The organism is Limnobacter parvus (assembly GCF_024623725.1).
GTDB classification, from domain to species: domain Bacteria; phylum Pseudomonadota; class Gammaproteobacteria; order Burkholderiales; family Burkholderiaceae_B; genus Limnobacter; species Limnobacter parvus.
Window position 1 is genome coordinate 1 of sequence record NZ_JANKHG010000014.1, and the last position, 22,354, is coordinate 22,354.

Genomic DNA, 22,354 nt, shown 5'->3' on the forward strand with positions numbered 1-22,354 from the left:
GCCAGAACCTGAAAGGTTTTTCTGGGCGGTCAGTGAGGCTACGTTGGTGTTGATTCCTAGCATTTTAATTCTCCAAGCAATTTAATTTGATTTACCGGGTCAGTCGCCTTCAGTGTCTAGCACTGTCGTGCGCTGCCTTGTAATTCATTAACGCTCGGAAAAAATGATTCTTTAGGGTTGAGGCGAACTTTTTTTAATCTTTGCCTTTCAGAAGTTGACTCCATGCCTTCAAAGCCAATAACTGTGCGGCCAGGCTGGATTTGATCTTTTCATCAATCACATTGCCGTCGGCATCAAAGCCTCCCGCAAAAGCGTTGGCAAACACCTCTGGCTTGTTCAAAGGGTGCAAATCAAGGTAGACGCAAACCTGCCGCAAATGATACTGGGCACGCGAAGTACCCATGCCCCCACCCGCGCCGCAAATGGCCACTGCCTTGCCAGACAGCAAGGCGTTGTCTGGGTAACGGGAAGCCCAATCGATCGCATTCTTCAGGGCTGGTGCAATGGAATAGTTGTACTCAGGGCAGGCCAGCAACAAAGCATCGGCTTGCTGCAATTGATCAAAGAAAGCTTGCACAGCCGCAGGCCTTTCACCTAGATCTGCATTGAAGAAAGGCAGGTCAATCAAATTGGCAAACTGAATTTCCATGCCTTGGGGCAACTGGGCCGATGCAGCCCTCAACAAACCTGTGTTGCAAGACTTAGCCCGCAAGCTGCCTGAAATTCCCAGTACGCGAATGGTATTGCTCATTTTGAAACTCTCCTTCCTGAATGGTGATCAGTCTTTTTTGGGCGGAATGGCATACGTGCCCACAGCATGTGCAACCGGTTCGGGCAAACCTTCTGAAAACACAGACACCTCGCCAATCGCCAGGGTTTTTCCCACCTTGATCAATTTGCACACACCAATAATGTCGCGGTCCGCCGATGGTTTTCTTAAAAAGTTGATATTCATATTTGTGGTTACAGCCAAAGGCACAATTCCGATTCGTCCCAGTATGCCAACGTACAGCGCACAATCTGCCACCAGAAACATGACCGGGCCTGCCACCGTACCACCTGGGCGCAATTCAGCCTCGGTAATTTTGTGGCGAATGGTGGCTGAATCGCCATCGACGTGTTCAACAGTAATCTTGCTTTGTGGAAATTGCGTGTTGATGAATTCATTCATCATTTCTTTGGTGATCAAACCAGGTCTCCGTTTTTTGGAATTCTTGTGTTTACGATAATACAACCCAAAGCAGGCCCAACAGCGCACTTGCCCCCAGTACTTCCATCACACTGCGCTTGAAAACAAACAACGCAACAGTGGCTGCAAGCGACAAGGCCGCCGATACCCCGTCGAATTCTCCGGCAAAGCCGTCGGGCCACCACACGTGATAGGCAAAGAACAAAGCCAGATTCAGGATAACGCCTACAACCGCAGCAGTAATTGCCAACAGGGGAGCCGTGAATTTCAAATCATCATGCGTGCTTTCTACCAAGGGGCCACCTGCCAGAATGAACAGGAATGAGGGCAAGAAAGTAAACCAGGTCACCAAAGCTGCAGCCAGGGCACCAGCCATGAACGCATGTTCGGGTCCAAAGGCGGCTTGCACATAGGCACCCACAAAGCCCACGAACGCCACCACCATGATCAGCGGCCCCGGTGTGGTTTCGCCCAATGCCAAACCATCTATCATCTGAGTGGGGGTCAACCAGCCATAGTGCCCAACCGCCCCTTGGTACACATAGGGCAATACAGCGTAGGCACCACCAAATGTCAGCAACGCCGCCTTGGTGAAAAACCAGCCCATCTGCGTGAACGTGTTTGCCCAACCCAAACCAGCGGTCAACAAACCCATCGGCACAAGCCACAACAAGGCACCTGCAGCAATAACCTGAGCCAACCGCACTTTGCGGAACCGGGCATGCTCAGGCGTGGGGGTGTGGTCGTCAATCAAGGCTGCGCCATATGATTTCCGCGCGCTTGAATGTGCCACACTTCCATTGAATTTCTCAGGGAAAAACTTCCCGCCAACAAAACCGATCAATGCTGCCGAAACCACAATCAGAGGGAAAGGTACATTCAATGCAAAAATAGCCACAAAGGAAGCAGCGGCGATCGCCCACATCCAGCTGTTCTTCAAAGCCCGCGAGCCAATACGATGTGCCGCGTGCAACACAATGGCAGCCACGGCGGGTTTGATGCCGTAGAAAACACCAGCCACTACCGGCACATCGCCATAAGCGATGTAGACCCACGACAGCGCAATCAGAATAAACAGGGAAGGCAAAACAAACAAAACGCCTGCCAGTACGCCGCCCCAGGTTCGGTGCATCAGCCAGCCCAGGTAAGTGGCCAACTGTTGAGCCTCTGGCCCGGGCAGTAGCATGCAGTAGTTCAAGGCATGCAAGAACCGCTTTTCAGAAATCCATCGCCTGCGCTCAACCAACTCGTCGTGCATGATGGCGATCTGACCAGCCGGGCCACCAAAGCTGATAAAACCCAGCTTCAACCAGAACCAGAATGCCTGAATCAGACTGACTGGCGCTGGGGCTTGTTCCAGATTACTGTTGTCAAGGCGGGAGGGGTGCATGAAGCGGGGAAGCGGTAAATTCGGTAAACGATTCTAACTCATGCTCGGTACGAATCTGGATTCCACGACCCAACAATGTGGACGGTGAAATTCCAAACATTTCCTTGAAAGACGCGCTCAAATGAGCGGAATCATAGAAGCCAGCCCGCAGCGCAGCCTCAGTGAGCGAGTCGCCGGCCTGCAAGGCCTGCATCACCAGTGCCATTCTTCGCCACAGCCTGTAGCGACGAAATGGCACGCCAATCTGTTTGGCAAACAATGCTCTGAATCTTGACACTGACAGGCAAGCAATTTCTGCAGCGTCATCGATGGTTTGAAATTCGTTGGGCGAAGATTCCAGCATCTGCAAAGCGCGGAGAATTCGTGGGCTTGCCTGGGGCTTGGCTTTGATGCCCAATGCGTCTGCAATGGTCTGCAAGTCAATCCCCGACACACCTGCTTGCACCAAGTATGTTCTGGCCGCCAACACATTACTGTTAGTAAGACCGGACACGTCGTCGCACCTCGGATCGAAATAAACAAACAACATTCGGCCTCGGCACAGCATGTGGTGAATTGTTTGACTGGGTATCAAAGCCGCCGTGCTTGAGTGCCATTCACCCCAGCCGCTTTTCGGATGCCAGAAACGCACGTCAAGCGCGCCTTCAAGCGCCAGCGCCACAGTGCAGGCCACATTGAAATGGGGACTCAAATCGAACGCGGGGCCCATATACGCAGCACGTGCATTGCCAAGAATCAACTTTGGAAGATCAGTCACTTTTTAAAAGTCAGGCCGATTGAATTGCTTCAATATAAGTGAACTCTAGCCAAAACGAAAAGGTGTTTCAATGAACTGGATCAGCAATTTAGCCTTGGCAATCGCCGCAATCATTCACTTTTTGCCGGTCAGCGGAATCCTCGGCAAATCGGCACTTCAAAAATTATACGGCGTTGGAATTGACGACCCCAATTTATTGATTGCCATGCAACACCGCGCCTTGCTGTTTGGCCTGCTCGGTGTGCTGTTTGTGGTCGCAATTTTCAAAGCTGATTTGCGGCTACTGGCCATGGGTTTTGGCCTGGTCAGCACAGCTGGTTTTATTGCCATAGCCTGGCAAGTCGGCGATTACAACCCACTGATCGCCCGCGTGGTCAAAGCCGATGTGATCGTGATTGGTGCCCTACTGATTGGTCTGGGCAATGAAATCTGGCTCACACGCTCGTAAAAAAGCCCCCAAAGACCGTCACGAGTCCTCGGGGGCCCCACTACACCCACTCCACTCAATCATGTCAGGCCACTACGTCAGCTTTCACCTGCCGGTAGGCCTTCACATCAAACTTGCCCATTTGCGCGGCATACTGCGTGGCAAAACCGGGGAACATGGTGGCGTTGAATCCATCCTCGGTTAAATACCAGCTTTTGCAACCTGAATTCCAGTTGGTTTTCGCCAATCGTTTTTGAATATTGGCATTGTGTTTGGCCTGCACATCGGGCTTCACATCCAGCATTTTCAGGTTCGAATCCAGAATGGTCCGAATGCCCTTCACCGCATAAGCAATTTGCTGTTCCATGTACACCAGCGCGGAATTGTGGCCAGGTCCACTGTTGGGCCCAAACATGATGTATAGGTTCGGGTAGCCACTCACATTGATGCTTTTATAAGCTTGCGCACCGCGCTGCCATTCTTTGGCCAGCTCCCTGCCCCCCACACCCAGAACCGGATAGGGTGTACCACTTTTCGGCACATCAAAACCCGTGGCAAACACAATGCAATCCACACGGTGTTCAATGCCTTCTGAGGTTCGAATACCCTTTTCAACGATGTTGGCGATTGGCCAAGTAATCAATTCGCAGTTTTCTTTTTGCAAGGCCGGGTAGTAATCGTTGCTCACCAAAATGCGCTTGCAACCCAGTTTGTAGTCGGGTTTCAATTGGCGGCGCATCCAAGGGTCGGGCACTTGCGATTTCAAAAAGGCTTGGCCCAAACGTTCGCCAATGCGAGTCACTGGGGAACTCCAGATCACCGCCAGCGCCATGCTTTCATGCGTCCAGTACAGCGCTTCGCGAATCGCTTTTTGTGTGAAAGGTAATTTCGCAAAAACCTTTTTACTGAACTCCGAAGTTGAAAAATCCGGACGTGGCATCACCCACGCTGGCGTGCGCTGAAACACCTTCAGCTTGTCTACTTTTTTCACCAACTCAGGAATGATTTGAATGGCACTGGCTCCTGTGCCAACCACCGCCACACGCTTGCCAGTGAAGTCGTAATCGTGATCCCACTGCGCGCTGTGAATTTTTTTGCCCTTGAAATTCTCGATACCGCGAATTTTTGGGAAGCTGGCATTGGCCAGAGGACCACTGGCCATGATCACGGTTTTTCCTTTCCACACACGCCCACTGTCGGTGTGAATCATCCAAAGGCCTTGAGTATCGTCCAGCTCCACACGCGTTACATTTTGCTGGTACTGAATCAGTTTCTCCAAACCAAAATCATTCACCAGGCTGTGTACATAACCCAGAATTTCCTGGCTGCCTGAATAGCTGCGCGACCAGTTCGGGTTGGGTGCAAATGAAAAGCTGTACAGGTTTGAGGGAATATCACAGGCCGCACCCGGGTACTGGTTGTCACGCCAGGTGCCGCCCACTTCTGCCGCACGCTCAAGAATGGCCACATTGTGCACACCGGCTTCACGCAGTTTGATCGCAGTTCCCAGCCCCGCAAAACCAGCGCCAATAATCAAGGTGTCGTACACATGATCACCGCCTTTAGCTGTCTCTTTTTTAGCAGCTGTTCTGCGGCGCACCGTGGTGCGCTCGCCCAAGGTTGCATTCAACGCCTTTGCAGGCTTTCTTTTTTCATTGGTCATTGTGTTGTCTCACCTTGTTCAAGCCGTGGTGTGCCAAGTCAATTTATTTACCCAACTTGGCACCTCGGGCAGCCAGCTTTTTGGAATGTAATTGGATGCCTTCACTGCCGCATCCACAGGTGCATGGTAGAAACGGTTCTTGCGGTTGATCACCCACTTGCCGTGCATGCGCATCACCTGGTACCAGGGGTTGCGTCGGCCTTCCGGCGTTTCACCGCCGTACTTTTCAAACTTGACCATGGCTTCATACAGCTTTTCTTCCTTCAAACCCATGGTCACAATGTTGTCGCGCATGCGGTTCAACAAGGGGAAATACACCGCAACACCCAGCAATAGTTTGGGGTTGATGGCCGTGGCAATTGATTCCAAAGCCAAGCGGTACATGGGTCCATGACCGAGCATTTCCAGCACATGAAAATCCACGCCCAAATGGCGGGCTTCATCGGCGTTAATTTTTTTGAACACCTCGTGACACACCGGGTCTTTCACTTCATCCAGCAGGAATTTGCACAAGGCACCATCCAGCGTTACTTCCAGCATGGGAATTACACTGCCCAGCACGTTCAGGGGCATGTCATCGCTGTACTTGTCCAGCCATTCAATGGTTAAGCGCAGGTTGATGTTTGGCTCTGGAATCTCGCCCTCTTCCAGCATGCCCCAGCGCTGCATCAAGGCCAGCTCTGCATTGGCGTGGCGCTGCTCTTCGGCGTGAAACCAGGTGTAGATTTCTTTCAAGGTATCGTTCGGTGCTTTCTTGGCCATGGCTGCAAAACCACGCGCACCAATGTGTTCAATCCAGGTCAAGTCAGCCATGAAGGCCTTCAGCTTGGGCCACTGTTCTTCAGTGATCATTTCACGGCCCGGTGCATCCCAGTCAATATCGGCCAAAGCCCATTGATTTTCCTTGATGCGGCGCAGTGTTTTTTCCAGATCGAGTTGAGGCATTTTGTGTACTCCTTAAAAAGCTTTTGCGGCCACACGGGCCAATAAACCAGCACCGCGCGTGTAGCTGCGGGGCATCAGGCGCTTCATGCGCCAAATCATGCGGGCATCCAACTGGGGCAATACATACAGCTGCCCCTTGTCCAATGCGTTCAATGTTTCTTTCACCACACCGTCAGCGCTGACGCCTGTCCACTCCATCAGCTTGTTGGCCAGTTGATTGGATGCGGCGTCAATACGGCCGTCTTTGGTGATATTGGTTTTCACAAAGGTGGGGCACAGCGCTGTTACATTCACGCCAGTGCCTGCCATCTCGGAAGCGAGCGTTTCGGTCAGTGCCAAAGCACCGGCCTTGGTCACGTTGTAAGCGCTCATCAGTGGCGCAGCGGCAAAGCTGGCTGTAGAGGCCACATTGATGATGCCGCACTTCTGGGCAGTACCCTTCTTGCGCAAGCGTGGTGCAAACACATGGCAACCATGAATCACACCCCACAGGTTCACGCCAAGGGTCCATTTCCAGTCGTCAATGGTTGTTTCACCAATCGGTTTTCCACCGGCGCCCACACCTGCGTTATTCACCACCAAATCAATTGCGGTGTCGTTCTCACTCCCCCCGAAAATCTCCTCGGCCTTCAAGGCGAGCGCCTCAACATCTTTCAGCTTGCTGACGTCGCACTTCACAGCCCAGGCCTGCGGCACAAACACCAGGTCAGGATTCTTCATTTTGCCCGCCACCATGTCCATAATCAGGTCCACGGTTTCCTGTGCGCGGTCCAGGCTAATATCGGCACACACCACGCGGCCCCCCCTGCGAACAATTTCAAGCGCGAAGGCTCGGCCTATGCCGCTACCAGCACCGGTGACCACTGTATTGGCCCCCTTGGTAATCTTTTTTCCGAACATGTGTGAATCCTGTTGCGCTTGACATAGCGACCGTGACATTGAACAATGTCATATTAAAACGAACGTTTGTTCGGATTCAATTCGGATTTTTTCATGACCAGAAAACCCAAACAAAACAGATCTCAAAACACAGTTGAAACCATTGTCCAAGGCGCATTCATAGCACTGGCCAAACACGGTGCAGAAGGTGCAACCACGCGCCAGATCGCAGAATATGCGGGGGTGGGGGTGGGCTCAATTTACGAGTATTTCGAAAATAAAGAGGCTATTTTCAGCGCCATGGGCCAACGCTTTTCTCGCGAGCTGGTGGGGGTAATTCAGGGGGCAACCACAAACGTTGTTCGGCTTTCATTGCGCGATGCAGTGTATGAATTGATCGCTCAAACCGCCGAATTCTTGAAAAAAGACGACGAACTATACCTGCGCTGCGCGCGTGAATCGGCGCTGATGGAAAAGCATGTGCCTTTTGGTGCCGTGTACCGGGCACTGGCTGACCTGTTTGTTCAACATGCCATTAAACACCCTGAAATTTTACGGCTGAACAACCTGCAAACCATGAGCTACATTTTCATCAACAGCGGTATTGCCACCATGATTCGTTATTTGAACCATCCCAATCCCGGTTTTTCTTTTGATGACCTGGCCAAGGGGCTGGCCGACATGGCCGGGCATTACGTCGAGAAGGAACTGCAAATAATCAACAAATAAGCTGCGGAAACAGTCCAAAAGGAGGATCGTTATTTTTAACTAAATGTTTTACTATCGAAAGTTCGATACATGCAACAACGGTTAAATTTTCAGATGAACCAATCGTTCCGGCTGTTTGTTGTTGATGATGAACACGCTCAGCTAGAAGCACTGTGTGCCTTGCTAGAACAAGAAGGATTTAGCGTCACAGGATTTGCCAACCCACAAGATGCCCTCTTAGCGATTCAATCTACTGGCTGCGACCTGCTTCTCACCGACCTGCGGCTACCGGGCATGAACGGCACGGCATTAATCCAGCAAGCAAAAAAATCGGACCCCGACTTGCCTGCCATCCTCATGACTGGTCACGGAAGCGTAAACACAGCAATTGAAGCACTCCATCTGGGTGCAATTGATTACGTGCTCAAGCCATTCAAACTTTCTGTTATGTTGCCAGTCATTCGACGCGCACTTGAAAACAAGGTTTTGAAGAAGCAAAACGCGAACCTTCTGGAATCGGTTACCCGCGCAAATCAGCAGCTCACCGCACTGAACTCTGACTTGGATACATTTGCCGCCAGGGTTGCCCATGATCTGAATTCCGTCATGCATTTGATTCAAGGGCATGCAACCAGCCTGACCAGCCGCTCCAGCAGCAGTCTTGACGAACAGGAAAGGCGGCACATTCAACGCATCAAAGAAACAAGCAGCAGGGGCAGCCAACTGGTGTCCGATCTGCTGGCCTTTGCGCGACTGGGCAATACGCAAATCAACTTCAAACCGGTTAAATTAAAAGATGTGGTTGGCCGCGCAAAAATATTGACTGAACTCGACAGCGATGGCCCACTGCCAGACTGGCAAATTGATGCCCTTCCTGAAGTTCAAGGTGACGAATCACTTCTGGAACAAGTGTTTGTAAACCTGTTTTCCAATGCCTTGAAGTTCAGCTCGAAACGCGAGCACCCAAGTGTGGAGGTCAGGCACTCGGAAACCGAAGACCAGCACTTTGTACTTATTAAAGACAACGGCGTTGGCTTTGATGCAGAAATGGCTGGAGACCTTTTCAAACCTTTCCATCGATTGCACACAACGCACGACTTTCAAGGACATGGCATGGGCTTGGCCAATGTCAAGAAAATCATTGAAAGCCACCACGGAAAGATAGAGGCAAAATCAGTTCCTGGAGAAAGTGCCACATTCATCATTCAACTTCCCAAGCGCCCTCAATCAAGTGTTGAAGGTCAACCTGCTGAATTGGCCAGACCCACAAAGTTGCAGACCAGTCTGCATACCTTGAACATGAACAGCGACGAACTAAGTGACCATCAGCAGGCATTGCAAGCTTTGAAATTCAGCCTTGCTTTGCAACGCATGGGCGGACAGCTTGGAAAAATGGGAAGTTGGTGTATCGACCTTCAAGCAAACAACACCGTTTACTGGTCAGAAGAAACTTTTCGTCTATTGGATGTAGACTCCGGCATCCCCCCGGACCTTGAACGGGGCATGGACCGCTACGTCGGTGAATCACGAACCACACTGGCCACAGCCGTTGAAGCGTGCAGCATCCACGGAACACCTTTCGACATCACGGCCGAGGTGCGCACATTCAAAGGCAGACTAATCTGGGCGAGGGTCTTGGGCGAGGCAATTCGGGATTCTCATGGCAAGCCTGTTCTGATTCATGGTTGCTTTCAGGACGTGACCGAAAAGCAAGAAACTGATTTGATGATGCGCAGAATGAACCGTTTGTTGCTGGCGCAAAATCAGGTCACCGTCACGCTCAATCAATTGGACAGCCCGCAGGCTATGTTCGAAGAAATTTGCCGTGTCGCCTCCACAATTGGTGGTGTTCCCTTGATTTGGATTGTGCAGGTTGATGCACAAAAACAGGCACTTCAGGTTATGGGCAAGGCAGGCGAACACACCGACCTGGTTTCAATTGTGATGGACAACTTAGCAGTCGACCTCGACGACCACTTGATCACACCGCTTCGAGCTGGTCACCTTTATGTGTGTAACGACGTCAGCCAAGAAGCGCTGGCCATAAAATGGCACCAGGAAGCAAGCGCTCGCGGACTGGAATCCTTCGCAGTCATTCCGCTTCATGTAAATGGCAAGCTGAATGCGGCGCTGATCAACTTCGGCCGAGGAAAAAATTATTTCAGCGAAGAAATGGTGGTTTTGATGCAGTCGGTTGCCAAGCACAGGTCATTGGCACTTGAGAGGCTGGTCAACGACATTGAACGGCACCAAACCATGGAAAGCCTGAAGCTGCTTCAAACCTGTGTGGCCCGACTCAATGACATGGTGATCATCACCGATGCACAAGCGGTGAATGAACAAGGTCCCAGAATTTTGTATGTGAACGACGCTTTTGTTCACCACACAGGCTATTCGCATGACGAAGTAATTGGTCAATCACCAAGAATACTCAAAGGCCCACAAACGCAACAAAACGCACTGGAACGCATTCGGCACGCACTTGACCATTGTGAGCCCGTTCAGGAAGAACTCATCAATTACACGAAACATGGAAAACCAATTTGGGTTGAACTTGAGACAGTGCCCATTGTTAACACCGAAGGAAAACACACCCACTGGATTGCGATCCAAAGAAACATTACCGAGAGAAAACGCAATGAAGCAGCCCTTGAAGAAAGCCTTCAGAAATTTCGTTCACTGACTAAGGTGACCAGCGACTGCATCTGGGACTGGGATTTGAACACCAATTCACTATGGTGGAGTGACGGGCTGCAATCCATTTTTGGCCATCCACTTCCAACGCGCGAATCCACGATCGTGTCATGGACCACTCGAATTCACCCTCAAGACCTGGATCGAGTTCAACGCAAAATCAAAGACGCGCTGCAAGACAGCGCTGTCGAGATGTGGCAGGATGAATACCGATTCGCACACATCGATGGGCGATGGCTCGACGTTATTGATCGAGGCTGCTTCATGCGAGACAAACACGGCAAGGCCGTTCGCATGGTAGGTGGCATCACCAACATGAGCCACATTGTTCAAGCCAAGCGTCAAAGCCAGACGCAACTTGAACAAATGCGTCTGCTACACCAAATTACGCGCGCGATCGGCAAACGACATGACATGGACAGCATCTACCAAGTGGTCACCAACCATGTCGAAAAACAGTTACCAGCTGACTTTTGTTTGATGGCCTCTTATGACGCCAAGACAAACACCCTGTGTCCGCGTTCTGTCGGAGAAAACTCCAAAGACCTAGCTAAAAAACTCGGGATAGACGTCGACGCCACCGTGCCGGGCGTGGGTATTCATCTAGAAGATGCATTGAGAGGCAATTCTGTTCACAACGCCAACCTGGGCATCATGCGGGGTCCAATTGGCGCAGCCATGCATGCAGTCGGTGGGCTTCACAGCTTGGTTATCACCCCGCTGATGAAAGACAACTTGGTGCTTGGCATTGCGGTGATTGCACGCAAGGGAATTGATGCGTTTACTGACGACGAAATCACATTCTTAAATCAGCTGGGGGAACACGTTGCGCTGGCCCTGGCGCAAACAGAATTGTTAAGTGAACTGCAAAATGCCTATCGGGACTTGAAAAACACCCAGGAGCTTGTGCTTCAGCAAGAACGACTTCAGGCACTGGCAGAAATGGCGAGCGGGCTTGCACACGACATCAACAATGCCATTTCGCCAGCAGCCCTGTACGCAGAATCACTCATCGCCAATGAACCGACCCTGAGTGAACGGGGCTCGAAACATCTACAGATCATTCAAACAGCCATCGACGATGTGGCCCACACAGTGGCCAGAATCAGCCGGTTTTCACGCCAGGAAGATGAAGCCGAAATTGTTCAGTCCGGTGAGGTCAACCGTGCTTGCATGGAATCGATTGAATTAACCAAGGTCAAATGGAATAGCATCGCGCTGAAGAACGGTATCAACATTCAGATGCGTACCAGTTTTCAGCCCGACTTGCCAGTTGTTGCAATGTCAGAGTCGGAAATGAGGGAGATTGTTACCAATTTGATACTGAATGCAATTGACGCCATGCCCACTGGCGGTGAAATTTCGATCGGAACGTCGTTCTTGAATACCAGCCACAATGCTCAAGTTGTAATTGACGTTAAAGATACGGGAATCGGGATGAACGATGAGCAGCGTGCCCGCTGCTATGAACCCTTTTTCACCACCAAGGGCGAGCGTGGCACCGGCTTGGGTTTGGCCATGGTGTACGGCATTGTGAAACGCGCAAATGGTCAGATGGAAGTTTTTAGCAACCCTGGTGAAGGCACACAAATTCAAATCAAACTACCTGCCAAGAAATTATTGCCTGAAGACAGCAACTTGGATCAAAAAACACAGGTGACCGGCGTGGCTTCACCGTTGAAGCTGCTTTTGGTGGACGACGATTCAAATGTGCTAAGTGCAATGAATGACATTCTGAGCGCCAATGGACACCATGTCGAATTCGCCCGCAATGGAGCCCAGGCAATCGAAATATTTGTAGCAGAGAATCAAAAACAACTTGCATTTGACGCGGTGATTACCGATTTGGGTATGCCCGGTATTGATGGTCGCGAACTGTCTACCTTGATTAAAACCATGCGGCCAGGAACACCAGTGATCATGCTGACGGGTTGGGGAAAACAAATGTCCTTTACGAAGGAAGAATTGCCGAATGTCGACATCCTGCTAAGCAAACCTCCCAAAACCGACGAACTTGAACACGCATTGAACGTACTTTGCAAGAAGTAACCTATACTTCAAACACTATAAAAAAACGTCGTACGGAGACTTTCAATGCGCCTAATTCTGCGCCCAATTCAACAAATTTCCCTGGCGGCTTGCACAGCCCTTTTGGTAGCTTGTAGTCCACCTGCCCCAGATTCACTTGAGAAAATGGCAAACGGCAATATTGTTGAAGTGCAAGGATTAAACAGCGACACGATTACCTTTGTTACTCGCAACCGCATGGTTTCTTTGTTCGCCACAGATGCCTACAACATCATGCGAGAAATGAAGCGATACTATCCGCAGGAATTCAACAGCCACCCCACATTGTCTGTGCAGGCGGTCACGGAGCTGCAAAATCAGCAAGGTGAAGTATTCAACAACCAACCATTGTTCACTGTTCACTGGCGGCGCCCAGATTTGAATCAGATGGATCTGGATTCAAAATTCAGCTTGAACACCGAAGAAATCCTGTTGTATGCAGACCGTGTTGAATCCCACAGCTTGATTGGCGACCAGATTCTGATCGAGCACTGCACGGTGACGGGCGATGGTGAAAAACGCATCCGTTTTTGCGACCAGGTTATTGACGGATTATTCAACAAATAGAAAACGCGCCCTGATCATTTCAGTGATCTAGAAGACGAATGGTTGGGTTTGACGGTAAATGCGCTGTACATTCAGTTGATGCCGCTCAAGGGATTTGGCGCTGGCTTCAGGATCAGTTTGAACATATACAGGGTTCATGAAGAGGTCTGTCTGAGCGCTTAACTGCTCAATCATTTCTACCTCTCCAATGCTAGCTTCCAAACCATACAAAACCGCTTGATGAACCCGCACGAAATAAGCCAGATTCCGTTCAATCCAGTCTGGTCCTAAGGCCCCGAACGAAGTCAACACTGTGTCATCGCTTGTCATTTGAGTCTTCAAACGTGCCAGAAAATCGATACGCTCAGTGATGTCCCCATCATACAAATCAGGTACCTCCCGATTTTGAACAGCGCTAGCGACCCACCACAGCTTCAATTCCTGATTGCGCAAAACAAGAGTTTCATCCGCTTCAAGATTTTGGTAGAGCCTGTATTTCCAAGGCACCCAGTCACTCTGCAAGATCCCGAGATGCCCTGAAAGTCTCTTTAAAATGCGGTCGGGTACTAGAAACTGTGTACCCGACACCGTTGGGCTACCGGTGATTTGCGAAAGTCGCTCGATGCAGCTTGTACAGTGCAGGCGCATTTGATCTGCGGTGCGCTGACCTGCCACCAAGCGATCGCTGAAGCTTTCATCGCCCCGCAACGTGCCTGCAAAGGCGTCCTTGAAAGCGGTGTTGCCCAACACGTGTTCAGCTTTGGCCTGAGAATTCAAAATCCAAACTGGCTTGGTACCAAATTTCGAACGAATGGCAGCCGCAGCACTTTCTCCCACTGCAGCCGTAGCGCCTGAATCAATGACCATCAGCGCCTTGGGTGACTCCACCACCACAATGGAAAACGCATAAGGCTGGGCCCTTGCAGAAAGGCTTTGACCTGCGCAAGTCCACTCATGAACGGTCGCCCGGTGCTGTTGCCAGCATGTATCGAGCTGCGCCAAGGCGTGAAATGGCAAAAGTGCAGCGAGAACAAAGGCATGCCGGAGGATTCTTATTTTGACAAACATGTAAGTTGTGTAGCCTGAATTTGAACGGACCGAAAAAGGATAGCCGATTCAAGCGAGGGGTCGAACCACCTTGGACAGAACCGATGAAAATGCCGCAAGGTACCCGAACAAGTAACTGCGATCACCTTTTATGTCATTCGTATTTTCCCGTAATTTGACCAAAAATGCCTTGTTTTGCCTTGCAACCTTTCGCGTTCTCGGGGATATTCAATTCACAAACAAAAACACGACAACACTTCTCAGGAGGAATACCGCATGGTGCTTCGCAAAGTAAAAACTGCAATTCTGGCCGCTGCCATCACTGGCTTGGCATTCGCCGCAACCCCCGCAAAAGCAGAATTCATTAACATTCTGACTGGCGGTACATCCGGCGTTTATTACCCAATCGGCGTTGCACTGTCCAAGGTATATGGCGACAACATCAAGGGTGCACGCACTCAAGTTCAAGCCACCAAAGCGTCCGTTGAAAACCTGAACCTGCTGCAACAAGGTCGCGGTGAACTGGGTATTTCTTTGGGTGACTCTGTGAAGTTGGCCTGGGAAGGTGATGCAGACGCTGGCTTCAAAACACCCTTGAACAAATTGCGCGGCATTGCTGCGATTTATCCCAACTATGTTCAAATCGTGTCATCCAAAGCATCTGGAATCACAACGCTTGAACAGTTGAAAGGCAAGGGGCTTTCTGTGGGTGCTGCGAAATCAGGCACCGAACTGAACGCACGCGCAATTCTTGGTGCAGCAGGCATGGGTTACAAGGATTTGGGTAAAACCGAATATCTGCCCTACGCCGAATCTGTTGAATTGATGAAAAACCGTCAACTCGATGCGACGCTTCAGTCTGCCGGTTTGGGTGTTGCTTCATTGAAAGACTTGTCTTCCACCATGGACATTAACGTGGTTGCCGTACCCGGCAGCGTGGTCAAGAAACTGGGCCCTCCCTACATTGAGGGTGTCATTCCTGCGAATACCTACCAAGGTCAAACCAAGGATGTACCCACTGCAGCAATCGTAAACTTCCTGATTACTCATTCAGAAGTTTCAGACGAAACGGCTTATCAAATGACCAAACTGCTCTGGGAAAACTTGGCTGCACTGCGCTCTGCACACAAAGCGGCTGAGGCCATCAAGTTTGAAAACGCATTGCAAGGCATGCCAGTGCCATTGCACCCAGGTGCGGAAAAGTTTTACAAAGAGAAAGGCCTGATCAAGTAATCAAGCCCAAGCCATTGCAGTGTGCCGCACCCCGCCGGGGTGTGGCTTAAAACCTCAGTAACCTGTGGCCCGATCCGGGCCTTTCGTCTATGTCAAACACTCTATCTAATCCTCCAGATCCCGCAACATTCCATGACCCAACCTCCGAGGGCTTTACCCGCTCGTTCGAAGGTCGGCTTTTGTTCTGGATAGCAGTGGCGTTTTCCACCTTCCAGATTGCGACTGCTGCGCACCTTTTTGATTTGCCAAGCCAAGTGCAGCGTGCCTGCCACGTCGGTTTCCTGTTGCTGCTGACATTCCCGCTTATCGCGATGCAAAAGAATGCGGCATTTAAAATCATTGCATGGATTCTCGCTCTGTCGGCCGTTGGTGTCGCAGGGTATCAGTGGGTTGAATACGAGCCCTTGCTGCTTCGCGCAGGCGACCCCACTGAGCTGGACATATACCTTGGCATTGTTGCAATCTCAACCGTGTTTGTTGCAACCTGGATGTTGATGGGACCGGCCTTGCCGATCATCTGCGGCACGTTCTTTGCCTACTGCCTTTTCGGGCAGTATTTACCCGCGCCATTTGACCACCGAGGATACGACGTCCATCAAGTCATCGAGCACATGGCCTACGGTACCGAGGGCATTTACGGCATTCCGACTTATGTGTCAGCGTCCTTTATTTTTCTGTTCATCCTGTTCGGCTCTTTCCTCGAAAAGGCTGGCATGATCAAACTGTTCACCGACTTTGCGCTGGGCCTGGTTGGTCATGCGCAAGGTGGCGCAGCCAAGGTGTCCGTGGTGTCATCGGCTCTGATGGGGACCATCTCTGGTTCCGGCGTGGCCAATGTGGTGACGACGGGTCAGTTCACCATTCCGCTCATGAAGCGGTTCGGCTATCGCGCAGCCTTTGCAGGTGGTGTTGAGTCAACGGCATCCATGGGTGGGCAGTTGATGCCACCAGTGATGGGGGCAGTGGCTTTCATCATGGCCGAAACCCTGGGTGTTCAGTATTCGGAAATTGTGAAAGCAGCCATCATTCCGGCGATTCTGTACTTTTTTGGTGCGTTCTGGATGGTTCACCTGGAAGCCGGCAAGCACAATTTGAAAGGCATGGAAAAGAAAGACCTGCCCAACCCTTGGAAAGCAGTTAAAGATCAGTGGTATCTGGTGATTCCATTGATTGCTTTGGTGTGGCTGCTCGTGGGTGGTTACACGCCATTGTTCGCTGGTACCGTTGGCCTGGCTTTCACCGTGGTACTGATTCTGGGTGCATCCATCGCAATCGGCTTGCCCAACAAGGTTATTCGCATTCTGTTCTGGATTGGCTTGGGTCTTATCTGTGCTGCCTTTTTGCAATTTGGTATCTGGGTGATCGCAAGCGCGATTCTTGTGTTGATCGCCATAAACGCCATGAAAAAAGGTGGACGTCAAACTTTGGCAGCTTGCCGTGATTCACTCGCCGACGGTGCCAAATCCGCCTTGCCTGTGGGTGTGGCCTGTGCAATGGTAGGTATTATTATCGGCACCATGACGCTGACTGGCGCAGCAAACACCTTCGGCCAGTTTGTAGTTAGCGTCGGACAAGACAGCTTGTTCCTGTCGCTGGTGCTGACCATGATCACCTGTATCGTGCTGGGCATGGGTATACCCACGATTCCCAACTACATCATTACGTCCAGCATCGCAGGGCCTGCCCTGGAACAACTCGGTGTACCACTGATTGTCAGCCACATGTTTGTGTTCTACTTCGGCATTCTGGCCGACCTGACCCCACCTGTGGCACTGGCCTGTTTTGCAGCGGCGCCCATCGCCAAAGAACGCGGTCTGACTATTTCAATGGAAGCGGTCAAAATTGCAGCGGCGGGTTTTGTGATTCCCTTTATGGCGGTGTACACCCCCGCATTGATGCTTCAAGACGGCGGGCCACTGGCCACTGAAATAGGTTACATTCCAGCGGTAATTTACATTGTGGTTAAAACCTTGCTGGCCATCAGTTTGTGGGGGGCAGCAGTAATCGGTTATTTAGGCACCAAGTTGCCCATCTGGCTGCGCGTATTGGCCATGGCGTCATCATTTACCCTGATTGCTGCTTTGCCTGTTACCGACGAAATCGGATTTGCATTGGCTGTGGTGTTTGGCTTTTTCGCATGGCGCAATATGCGCGCAGTTAAAGGCAAGCTTCAAACTGCATGAGTTTGTGCGTGTTCATAGCAGGGAAATCAGCGGCTTGCCTAATGGGCATGCTGTTTTCCCTGAGTTGGACCCACTCCATTGAAAAAACCAAGTGGGTTGAACACTGGCAAGTTCAAAAGCAACAGTTGGTATTGCAAGAAACATTCGTGAAAGGCAGTGGTGCTGGAGTCGATCCGGCACCTCATGCTGTTCTCCAGAATGGCTGGTATCGCTGGAAACCGGAACAGGCGGTTGTGTTACCGTCCATTTCCCTGGCCAATTCTGAATTAACTCCCGACAACTGGACACTTTGTGCGCTAGATTCAACGACACTTGAATCAGGCGAATGCATTGACTTTGCTCAGTTCGAAAATCGAGACGTTGATTCATTCACGATCAAATCTTGCCAGTGATCTAGGAATATTCGTTCTGCTCAAGGCATCTGCAAAGTCGCATGCCCTCTGATTAGCACCTGCAAAGTCGCATGCCCTCCTCCGCCTGAAAGCCTGAATACCCCCCTTTTGTTGCATTTCCTGACCTAAGCGCACCCGCTACAAAGCGAGCGGGTGCGCTTTCGGCTTTGCCGAACGGACAGGAAATGCAACAAACGGGCAGGCTTTCTTGAAGGCGGCGAGACGGCAAAGCGAACTTCGCAGTTGCCAACCTTGACCAGCGGCTTGCGCGAACATGCTGCGCAATGTGTGGTTTGGGTGATGCACCGCCTTGCCGGATTTGCAAGGCTTCCCGGCGGGTTCGCAGCGCGGGGCGATTGCGAAAGCAATCGATGCGAAGACGCGTTCGCGTTTCGCATGCCCCAAGCCAGAAGCATCACGCCGGAATCAGAAGCATTGCTTAGGCAAGGTGGTGCATCACCCAAACCTCACCAAGCACCAAGCACCAAGCACCAAGCACCAAGCACCAAGCACCAAGCACCTTATCCTCCGCCACGCAGCGTGTACATCTGAAACTGCTTCGAGAATTGCGCCCTTGCATCGGCGCTTACACCTTCAGAAAACGCCAACACCACTTCCATGCGGCTTAAACGAATCAAGGCAATCACGCGATCAGGCATTGGCTTCCACGCAATGCGGGCTGTGCCACCTTCAATGGTGAAATCGGCACAAGAAGATTCTTCTGAAACCATGGGAAAAATGCTGGCAATCATTTGCAGCCAACGCCGCAGTTCACGTTCGGTACAAGACATATCAAGGGCAACATCGGTATTAAAAATCGCCATTTGAAAATCAACCACCTGCAATCGGTGGCCAAATGGCCAACACATCATCGGGGGTCAATACCTTGGTGGCACGATCAGCTGGGTCAACATAAACGCCGTTGACTAACACCAAGTGGGTCAATTTTTCCGGCAAGTGAAATTGGTCGATTATTTGTTGCACGGTGCTGCCGTCTTTAACTTGCAGGCGAACAGCGTTGTCAGTTCGGTTCGCAGGCAAGTAGCCCGTCAGTGTTGCAAAAAGCTTGAATGTAATTTCCATGTACTTTGGGATTGTGCGCAAGCCAAATAGGCTTCCATTAATCGGGTTGGATCTTTCAGCAAATGATCTTTCCATTCACCCAGTTGAATTTTGCCTTGAATCAGCCCGCGCATTACACCCACATGGTTCGTTAACCCCAAACTGGTTGCGCCAATCAGCACATCGCCAAGAAACTCCAAACGCAAGTAGGTAAATTCTTCCTTGTTCTGCAACTCAACGCTTTGCCCACCGTCTGCGCCCCACCACTGCCCAAAAGAGACGGCGATCAAGCCCAGCGTGTCCAGCACATTCATGGCCAAGCTACCCTGAGTTTGCGTGCCTTGCCCCATCATGTTTTGTGCGGCAATTCGTGCGTCGTCTGCGGCTGCAGGTTGAATCATGTTCACAGTTTTCTGACCAGTGGAAAAATCACGCACCTGAGCCACATCGCCTGCAGCATACACATCGGCAACATTGGTCTGCATGTGCTCGTCGACCAGCAAACCCAGATCAACATCCAGGCCACTGTCTTCCAGAAAATCCAGGTTGGGCTTCACACCCGTGGCAGAAATCACCAAATCGCATTCAACGACTTCGCCTGTAGACAGCACGGCACGCAATGGCGCGCTGCCATTCAAATTATTGGCAGCATCGCCTGACTCAATGGCCTCCACTCTGGTGGAACAGTGAACATCCACACCCTTTTTGATGCACCAATCGCGAATCATGGAACCCGCGCCCTCGGTCATCATGCGCGGCACCATTCGGTTGCCCATTTCAACCACTGTCAGCTTCACGCCGCGCAGGGCCAGTGCTTCCATGATGATGCAGCCAATAAAGCCAGCGCCCATTTGCAACACCCGTGAACCCGGCTTGGCCAGCTCGATAATCTGGCGGGCGTTTTCCAATGTCCAGCAAGGGTGCACGCCGGGCAAATTCACACCGGGGATGGGGGGCGAAACAGGGCGTGCGCCGGTTGCAATCAGCAACTTGTCGTAGTGCAGCACATCGCCACTGTCGAGCATCACTTTTTTTCCAGTCGTATCCAGCTTGGTGGCGCGTGCAAGAATTTCCTGAATGTTCTGCTTCTTGAAATGGTCCGGGTCTTTGCGAAGGTAAGTACCCTTTTCGCCCACTTTGCCAATCAGCAGGTAAGGAATTGCCATGCGTGAATAAGGCGGCTCTGGTTCCGCACCCACCATCACGATTGAATCACGCGGCCTTTGCTTGCGAATTTGCTCGGCAACAAGCACGCCGGCGGGCCCGTTACCCAAAATCAAGTAACGGGTTCGTTGAACCTCGTCGGTCATAATCCCAAACGCACTAGCGTTGCGGGCGTTGGGCGACCCTCGATGTCCCAGCCTCGAAGCTCAAAGTACTCGGGCAGCATTTTGTCAATGCCATTGACCAGACCTTTGGCTGGGCCTACTTTGGCAGCGTCTTTCTTCAAGCGCGCCGGCAGGTCATCGTCTGCCTTGGTAAAGCCAGCATTCAGGTTGAATTGGCGCTCCAGGTTCCAGATGCGCTCGCCCATGGTTTCCAGATTGGCCATGTCAAACTCGTCGCCGCACGCAGCGGCCACTTGGGGCTGCACATCGGCCAGGGTCCAGGCAAAACTGGTGAACACGCAAATACCCGCTGAATCAAACACAGCGGTTGCATCCTGAAACGCCTTCACCAAAGCAGGCTTGCCGTCGGTTACCAGCGGGTCTGTTTTCACAGGAATGCCCAGCACCTCGGAAGCCACTGTGTAGCCCCGCAAATGGCAGGCACCGCGGTTTGACGTGGCATAGGCCAGACCCATGCCTTGAATACCGCGTGAATCATAGGCCGGGAATTCCTGCCCCTTCACGCTCATCGACAACTCAGGGTGACCGTACTTGGCGGTTAAACGCTTGGAGCCCTGACCAATTTCCACGCCAAAGCCTTCACCATTGCAAGTGTCTTCACTCAACTTCACCAAAGCTTGTGCAGACCCAAACGGGGCTTTGCAACCCAAATGTGCCTCGGTCAGCACGCCCATTTCGTAAAGCTCCATCACCGCAGAAATTGTGGCACCCAATGAAATCGGGTCGATGCCATGTTCATTGCACAAGAAGTTCACATACGTCAGCGCTTCCAGATCGTTCACACCGTTCGATGATCCCAAAGCCCAGGCGGCTTCATATTCCAGCCCGCCTGATGCACCATGATATTGGGGCTTGTTTTCCACGGTGAAGTGGGTTTCATCAATTTTCGAAATACGGCCACAGGCAATGGTGCAACCGAAACAAGCCTGGTTGGTCACCAGATTGGCCTTGCCGTCGGTTTTACGGGGCTCATGCATTTTCTCGCCAGAGATATCTTTTGCACCATCAAAAATCACATCGCGGTGATTGTTCGTGGGCATGGCACCCATTTCGTTGATGACGTTCATCAACACCTGCGTGCCGTAAGTGGGCAAGCCAGTGCCAGTCACTGCGTTCTCTGCGAGGATTTTTTTCTTCTCGTAGGTTACCTTCATGAATTCCTTGGGGTTGTGAATGTTGCCAACACCCTTGGTGCCGCGAACAGCAATCGCTTTCACGTTTTTGGAACCCATCACAGCGCCAACGCCTGACCGGCCAGCCGCACGGTGCAGGTCGTTCACAATGGCGGCGTACAACACCTGGTTTTCACCGGCCTTGCCGATGGAACAAACACGCATTAGCGGGTCTTGGTGCTTGGTTTTGATCGCGGGTTCGGTGTCCCACACGCTCTTGCCCCACAGGTCAGAAGCGTCCATCAGTTTCGCACTTTCATTTTCGATCAACAGGTACACAGGTTTGGGCGACTTGCCTTCCATAATCACCATGTCCCAGCCTGCGCTTTTCAGTTCATTGCCGAAATACCCGCCGGAATTGGAACATGCAATTGCGCCGGTCAATGGGCCTTTGGTGATCACTGAATAACGCCCGCCAGTGGAAGCCATCGTGCCGGTGAGCGGGCCTGTTGCATAAATAATTTTGTTGTCGGGTGAAAGTGGATCCACTTTCGCATTCACCTCTTCAACGAAGTACTTGGTGGCCAAACCACGTTGGCCAAGGTAGCTTTTCGCCCAATCCATTCTCAGGTCTTCGCTGGTGCAGGTGCCTGTTGTCAGGTTCACGCGCAATAATTTGCCGGTCCAAGCCATGTTGTCTAACTCCCCTCA

At 51.4% G+C, this 22,354-nt stretch carries 20 protein-coding genes; 8 read left to right on the forward strand and 12 right to left on the reverse strand.

The genetic code is table 11. The annotated features are described in order from the left end of the window. Positions 1-193 precede the first annotated feature (193 nt). Genes NSP04_RS02300 through NSP04_RS02315 form a run of 4 tightly spaced genes read right to left on the reverse strand, consistent with a single transcriptional unit; the run spans position 194 to position 3,336 of the window. Positions 194-751: an NADPH-dependent FMN reductase gene (locus tag NSP04_RS02300; RefSeq protein WP_257510728.1), complete on the reverse strand. Its 558-nt coding sequence runs from the start codon at positions 749-751 to the stop codon at positions 194-196. A gap of 27 nt (positions 752-778) precedes the next feature. Further along, on the reverse strand, positions 779-1,189 hold the full coding sequence (locus NSP04_RS02305; RefSeq protein ID WP_257510729.1) for a PaaI family thioesterase: 411 nt from the start codon (positions 1,187-1,189) through the stop codon (positions 779-781). Between the two features lie 31 nt (positions 1,190-1,220). Then, positions 1,221-2,579 carry a chromate efflux transporter gene (gene chrA / locus NSP04_RS02310; RefSeq protein WP_257510730.1) on the reverse strand — a complete coding sequence of 453 codons (1,359 nt, stop codon included), beginning with the start codon at positions 2,577-2,579 and terminating at the stop codon, positions 1,221-1,223. Further along, complete coding sequence (locus tag NSP04_RS02315; protein WP_257510731.1) at positions 2,560-3,336, reverse strand: helix-turn-helix transcriptional regulator; 777 nt, start codon at positions 3,334-3,336, stop codon at positions 2,560-2,562. Before NSP04_RS02315 ends, chrA begins: the two co-directional genes overlap by 20 nt. A gap of 70 nt (positions 3,337-3,406) precedes the next feature. On the opposite strand from NSP04_RS02315, the gene NSP04_RS02320 reads away from it, so the two are divergent. Continuing rightward, a complete protein-coding gene (locus tag NSP04_RS02320) occupies positions 3,407-3,784 on the forward strand; it encodes a phosphopantetheine adenylyltransferase (protein WP_257510732.1) in 378 nt (125 codons plus the stop codon). A 64-nt stretch (positions 3,785-3,848) separates the two neighbouring features. On the opposite strand, the gene NSP04_RS02325 is transcribed toward NSP04_RS02320, so the two are convergent. Genes NSP04_RS02325 through NSP04_RS02335 form a run of 3 tightly spaced genes read right to left on the reverse strand, consistent with a single transcriptional unit; the run spans position 3,849 to position 7,271 of the window. Further along, the gene (locus NSP04_RS02325) at positions 3,849-5,426 is read right to left on the reverse strand and encodes a flavin-containing monooxygenase (RefSeq protein ID WP_257510733.1); all 1,578 of its coding nucleotides are present in this window, start codon (positions 5,424-5,426) and stop codon (positions 3,849-3,851) included. Between the two features lie 18 nt (positions 5,427-5,444). Continuing rightward, entirely contained in the window at positions 5,445-6,371 is a 927-nt protein-coding gene (locus NSP04_RS02330) for a hypothetical protein (RefSeq protein ID WP_257510734.1), read from the reverse strand. Positions 6,372-6,383: 12 nt separating this feature from the next. Continuing rightward, entirely contained in the window at positions 6,384-7,271 is an 888-nt protein-coding gene (locus NSP04_RS02335; protein WP_257510735.1) for an SDR family NAD(P)-dependent oxidoreductase, read from the reverse strand. A 93-nt stretch (positions 7,272-7,364) separates the two neighbouring features. Here NSP04_RS02335 and NSP04_RS02340 point away from each other — a divergent pair, with 93 nt between their 5' ends. The 3 genes from NSP04_RS02340 to NSP04_RS02350 all read left to right on the forward strand — a co-directional run bounded on the left by NSP04_RS02340 (position 7,365) and on the right by NSP04_RS02350 (position 13,286). Further along, entirely contained in the window at positions 7,365-7,979 is a 615-nt protein-coding gene (locus tag NSP04_RS02340) for a TetR/AcrR family transcriptional regulator (protein ID WP_257510736.1), read from the forward strand. Positions 7,980-8,072: 93 nt separating this feature from the next. Continuing rightward, positions 8,073-12,701 (forward strand): ATP-binding protein, encoded by a 4,629-nt coding sequence (locus tag NSP04_RS02345; RefSeq protein WP_257510737.1) that lies wholly within the window; start codon positions 8,073-8,075, stop codon positions 12,699-12,701. 45 nt (positions 12,702-12,746) lie between these two features. Then, positions 12,747-13,286 (forward strand): hypothetical protein, encoded by a 540-nt coding sequence (locus NSP04_RS02350; protein ID WP_257510738.1) that lies wholly within the window; start codon positions 12,747-12,749, stop codon positions 13,284-13,286. Positions 13,287-13,313: 27 nt separating this feature from the next. Here NSP04_RS02350 and NSP04_RS02355 read toward each other — a convergent pair whose 3' ends face one another. Beyond that, positions 13,314-14,333 carry an MBL fold metallo-hydrolase gene (locus tag NSP04_RS02355; protein ID WP_257510739.1) on the reverse strand — a complete coding sequence of 340 codons (1,020 nt, stop codon included), beginning with the start codon at positions 14,331-14,333 and terminating at the stop codon, positions 13,314-13,316. A gap of 255 nt (positions 14,334-14,588) precedes the next feature. On the opposite strand from NSP04_RS02355, the gene NSP04_RS02360 reads away from it, so the two are divergent. The 4 genes from NSP04_RS02360 to NSP04_RS02375 all read left to right on the forward strand — a co-directional run bounded on the left by NSP04_RS02360 (position 14,589) and on the right by NSP04_RS02375 (position 18,672). Then, on the forward strand, positions 14,589-15,545 hold the full coding sequence (locus tag NSP04_RS02360) for a TAXI family TRAP transporter solute-binding subunit (protein WP_257510740.1): 957 nt from the start codon (positions 14,589-14,591) through the stop codon (positions 15,543-15,545). Positions 15,546-15,634: 89 nt separating this feature from the next. Beyond that, on the forward strand, positions 15,635-17,728 hold the full coding sequence (locus NSP04_RS02365) for a TRAP transporter permease (RefSeq protein ID WP_257510741.1): 2,094 nt from the start codon (positions 15,635-15,637) through the stop codon (positions 17,726-17,728). Continuing rightward, a complete protein-coding gene (locus tag NSP04_RS02370; RefSeq protein ID WP_257510742.1) occupies positions 17,725-18,120 on the forward strand; it encodes a DUF1850 domain-containing protein in 396 nt (131 codons plus the stop codon). Before NSP04_RS02365 ends, NSP04_RS02370 begins: the two co-directional genes overlap by 4 nt. A gap of 252 nt (positions 18,121-18,372) precedes the next feature. Beyond that, a complete protein-coding gene (locus tag NSP04_RS02375; protein ID WP_257510743.1) occupies positions 18,373-18,672 on the forward strand; it encodes a hypothetical protein in 300 nt (99 codons plus the stop codon). On the opposite strand, the gene NSP04_RS02380 is transcribed toward NSP04_RS02375, so the two are convergent. Genes NSP04_RS02380 through NSP04_RS02395 form a run of 4 tightly spaced genes read right to left on the reverse strand, consistent with a single transcriptional unit; the run spans position 18,642 to position 22,336 of the window. Beyond that, the gene (locus NSP04_RS02380; RefSeq protein ID WP_257510744.1) at positions 18,642-18,944 is read right to left on the reverse strand and encodes a hypothetical protein; all 303 of its coding nucleotides are present in this window, start codon (positions 18,942-18,944) and stop codon (positions 18,642-18,644) included. The two genes, NSP04_RS02375 and NSP04_RS02380, sit on opposite strands and share 31 nt — an antisense overlap. Before the next feature lie 7 nt (positions 18,945-18,951). Then, on the reverse strand, positions 18,952-19,203 hold the full coding sequence (gene thiS, locus NSP04_RS02385; protein WP_257510745.1) for a sulfur carrier protein ThiS: 252 nt from the start codon (positions 19,201-19,203) through the stop codon (positions 18,952-18,954). Continuing rightward, a complete protein-coding gene (locus NSP04_RS02390; RefSeq protein WP_257510746.1) occupies positions 19,170-20,492 on the reverse strand; it encodes an NAD(P)/FAD-dependent oxidoreductase in 1,323 nt (440 codons plus the stop codon). The genes thiS and NSP04_RS02390 overlap by 34 nt, the downstream gene beginning before the upstream one ends. Beyond that, the gene (locus NSP04_RS02395) at positions 20,489-22,336 is read right to left on the reverse strand and encodes an aldehyde ferredoxin oxidoreductase family protein (protein ID WP_257510747.1); all 1,848 of its coding nucleotides are present in this window, start codon (positions 22,334-22,336) and stop codon (positions 20,489-20,491) included. Before NSP04_RS02395 ends, NSP04_RS02390 begins: the two co-directional genes overlap by 4 nt. Positions 22,337-22,354 lie beyond the last annotated feature (18 nt).

What these genes read in the sequence shown, in the direction of transcription:
- NSP04_RS02300 (WP_257510728.1), bottom strand. Translation starts at nt 751, where the DNA reads ATGAGCAATACCATTCGCGTACTGGGAATTTCAGGCAGCTTGCGGGCT.
- chrA (WP_257510730.1), bottom strand. Translation starts at nt 2,579, where the DNA reads ATGCACCCCTCCCGCCTTGACAACAGTAATCTGGAACAAGCCCCAGCG.
- NSP04_RS02320 (WP_257510732.1), top strand. Translation starts at nt 3,407, where the DNA reads ATGAACTGGATCAGCAATTTAGCCTTGGCAATCGCCGCAATCATTCAC.
- NSP04_RS02325 (WP_257510733.1), bottom strand. Translation starts at nt 5,426, where the DNA reads ATGACCAATGAAAAAAGAAAGCCTGCAAAGGCGTTGAATGCAACCTTG.
- NSP04_RS02330 (WP_257510734.1), bottom strand. Translation starts at nt 6,371, where the DNA reads ATGCCTCAACTCGATCTGGAAAAAACACTGCGCCGCATCAAGGAAAAT.
- NSP04_RS02335 (WP_257510735.1), bottom strand. Translation starts at nt 7,271, where the DNA reads ATGTTCGGAAAAAAGATTACCAAGGGGGCCAATACAGTGGTCACCGGT.
- NSP04_RS02340 (WP_257510736.1), top strand. Translation starts at nt 7,365, where the DNA reads ATGACCAGAAAACCCAAACAAAACAGATCTCAAAACACAGTTGAAACC.
- NSP04_RS02345 (WP_257510737.1), top strand. Translation starts at nt 8,073, where the DNA reads ATGAACCAATCGTTCCGGCTGTTTGTTGTTGATGATGAACACGCTCAG.
- NSP04_RS02350 (WP_257510738.1), top strand. Translation starts at nt 12,747, where the DNA reads ATGCGCCTAATTCTGCGCCCAATTCAACAAATTTCCCTGGCGGCTTGC.
- NSP04_RS02355 (WP_257510739.1), bottom strand. Translation starts at nt 14,333, where the DNA reads ATGTTTGTCAAAATAAGAATCCTCCGGCATGCCTTTGTTCTCGCTGCA.
- NSP04_RS02360 (WP_257510740.1), top strand. Translation starts at nt 14,589, where the DNA reads ATGGTGCTTCGCAAAGTAAAAACTGCAATTCTGGCCGCTGCCATCACT.
- NSP04_RS02365 (WP_257510741.1), top strand. Translation starts at nt 15,635, where the DNA reads ATGTCAAACACTCTATCTAATCCTCCAGATCCCGCAACATTCCATGAC.
- NSP04_RS02370 (WP_257510742.1), top strand. Translation starts at nt 17,725, where the DNA reads ATGAGTTTGTGCGTGTTCATAGCAGGGAAATCAGCGGCTTGCCTAATG.
- NSP04_RS02380 (WP_257510744.1), bottom strand. Translation starts at nt 18,944, where the DNA reads ATGGCGATTTTTAATACCGATGTTGCCCTTGATATGTCTTGTACCGAA.
- thiS (WP_257510745.1), bottom strand. Translation starts at nt 19,203, where the DNA reads ATGGAAATTACATTCAAGCTTTTTGCAACACTGACGGGCTACTTGCCT.
- NSP04_RS02390 (WP_257510746.1), bottom strand. Translation starts at nt 20,492, where the DNA reads ATGACCGACGAGGTTCAACGAACCCGTTACTTGATTTTGGGTAACGGG.
- NSP04_RS02395 (WP_257510747.1), bottom strand. Translation starts at nt 22,336, where the DNA reads ATGGCTTGGACCGGCAAATTATTGCGCGTGAACCTGACAACAGGCACC.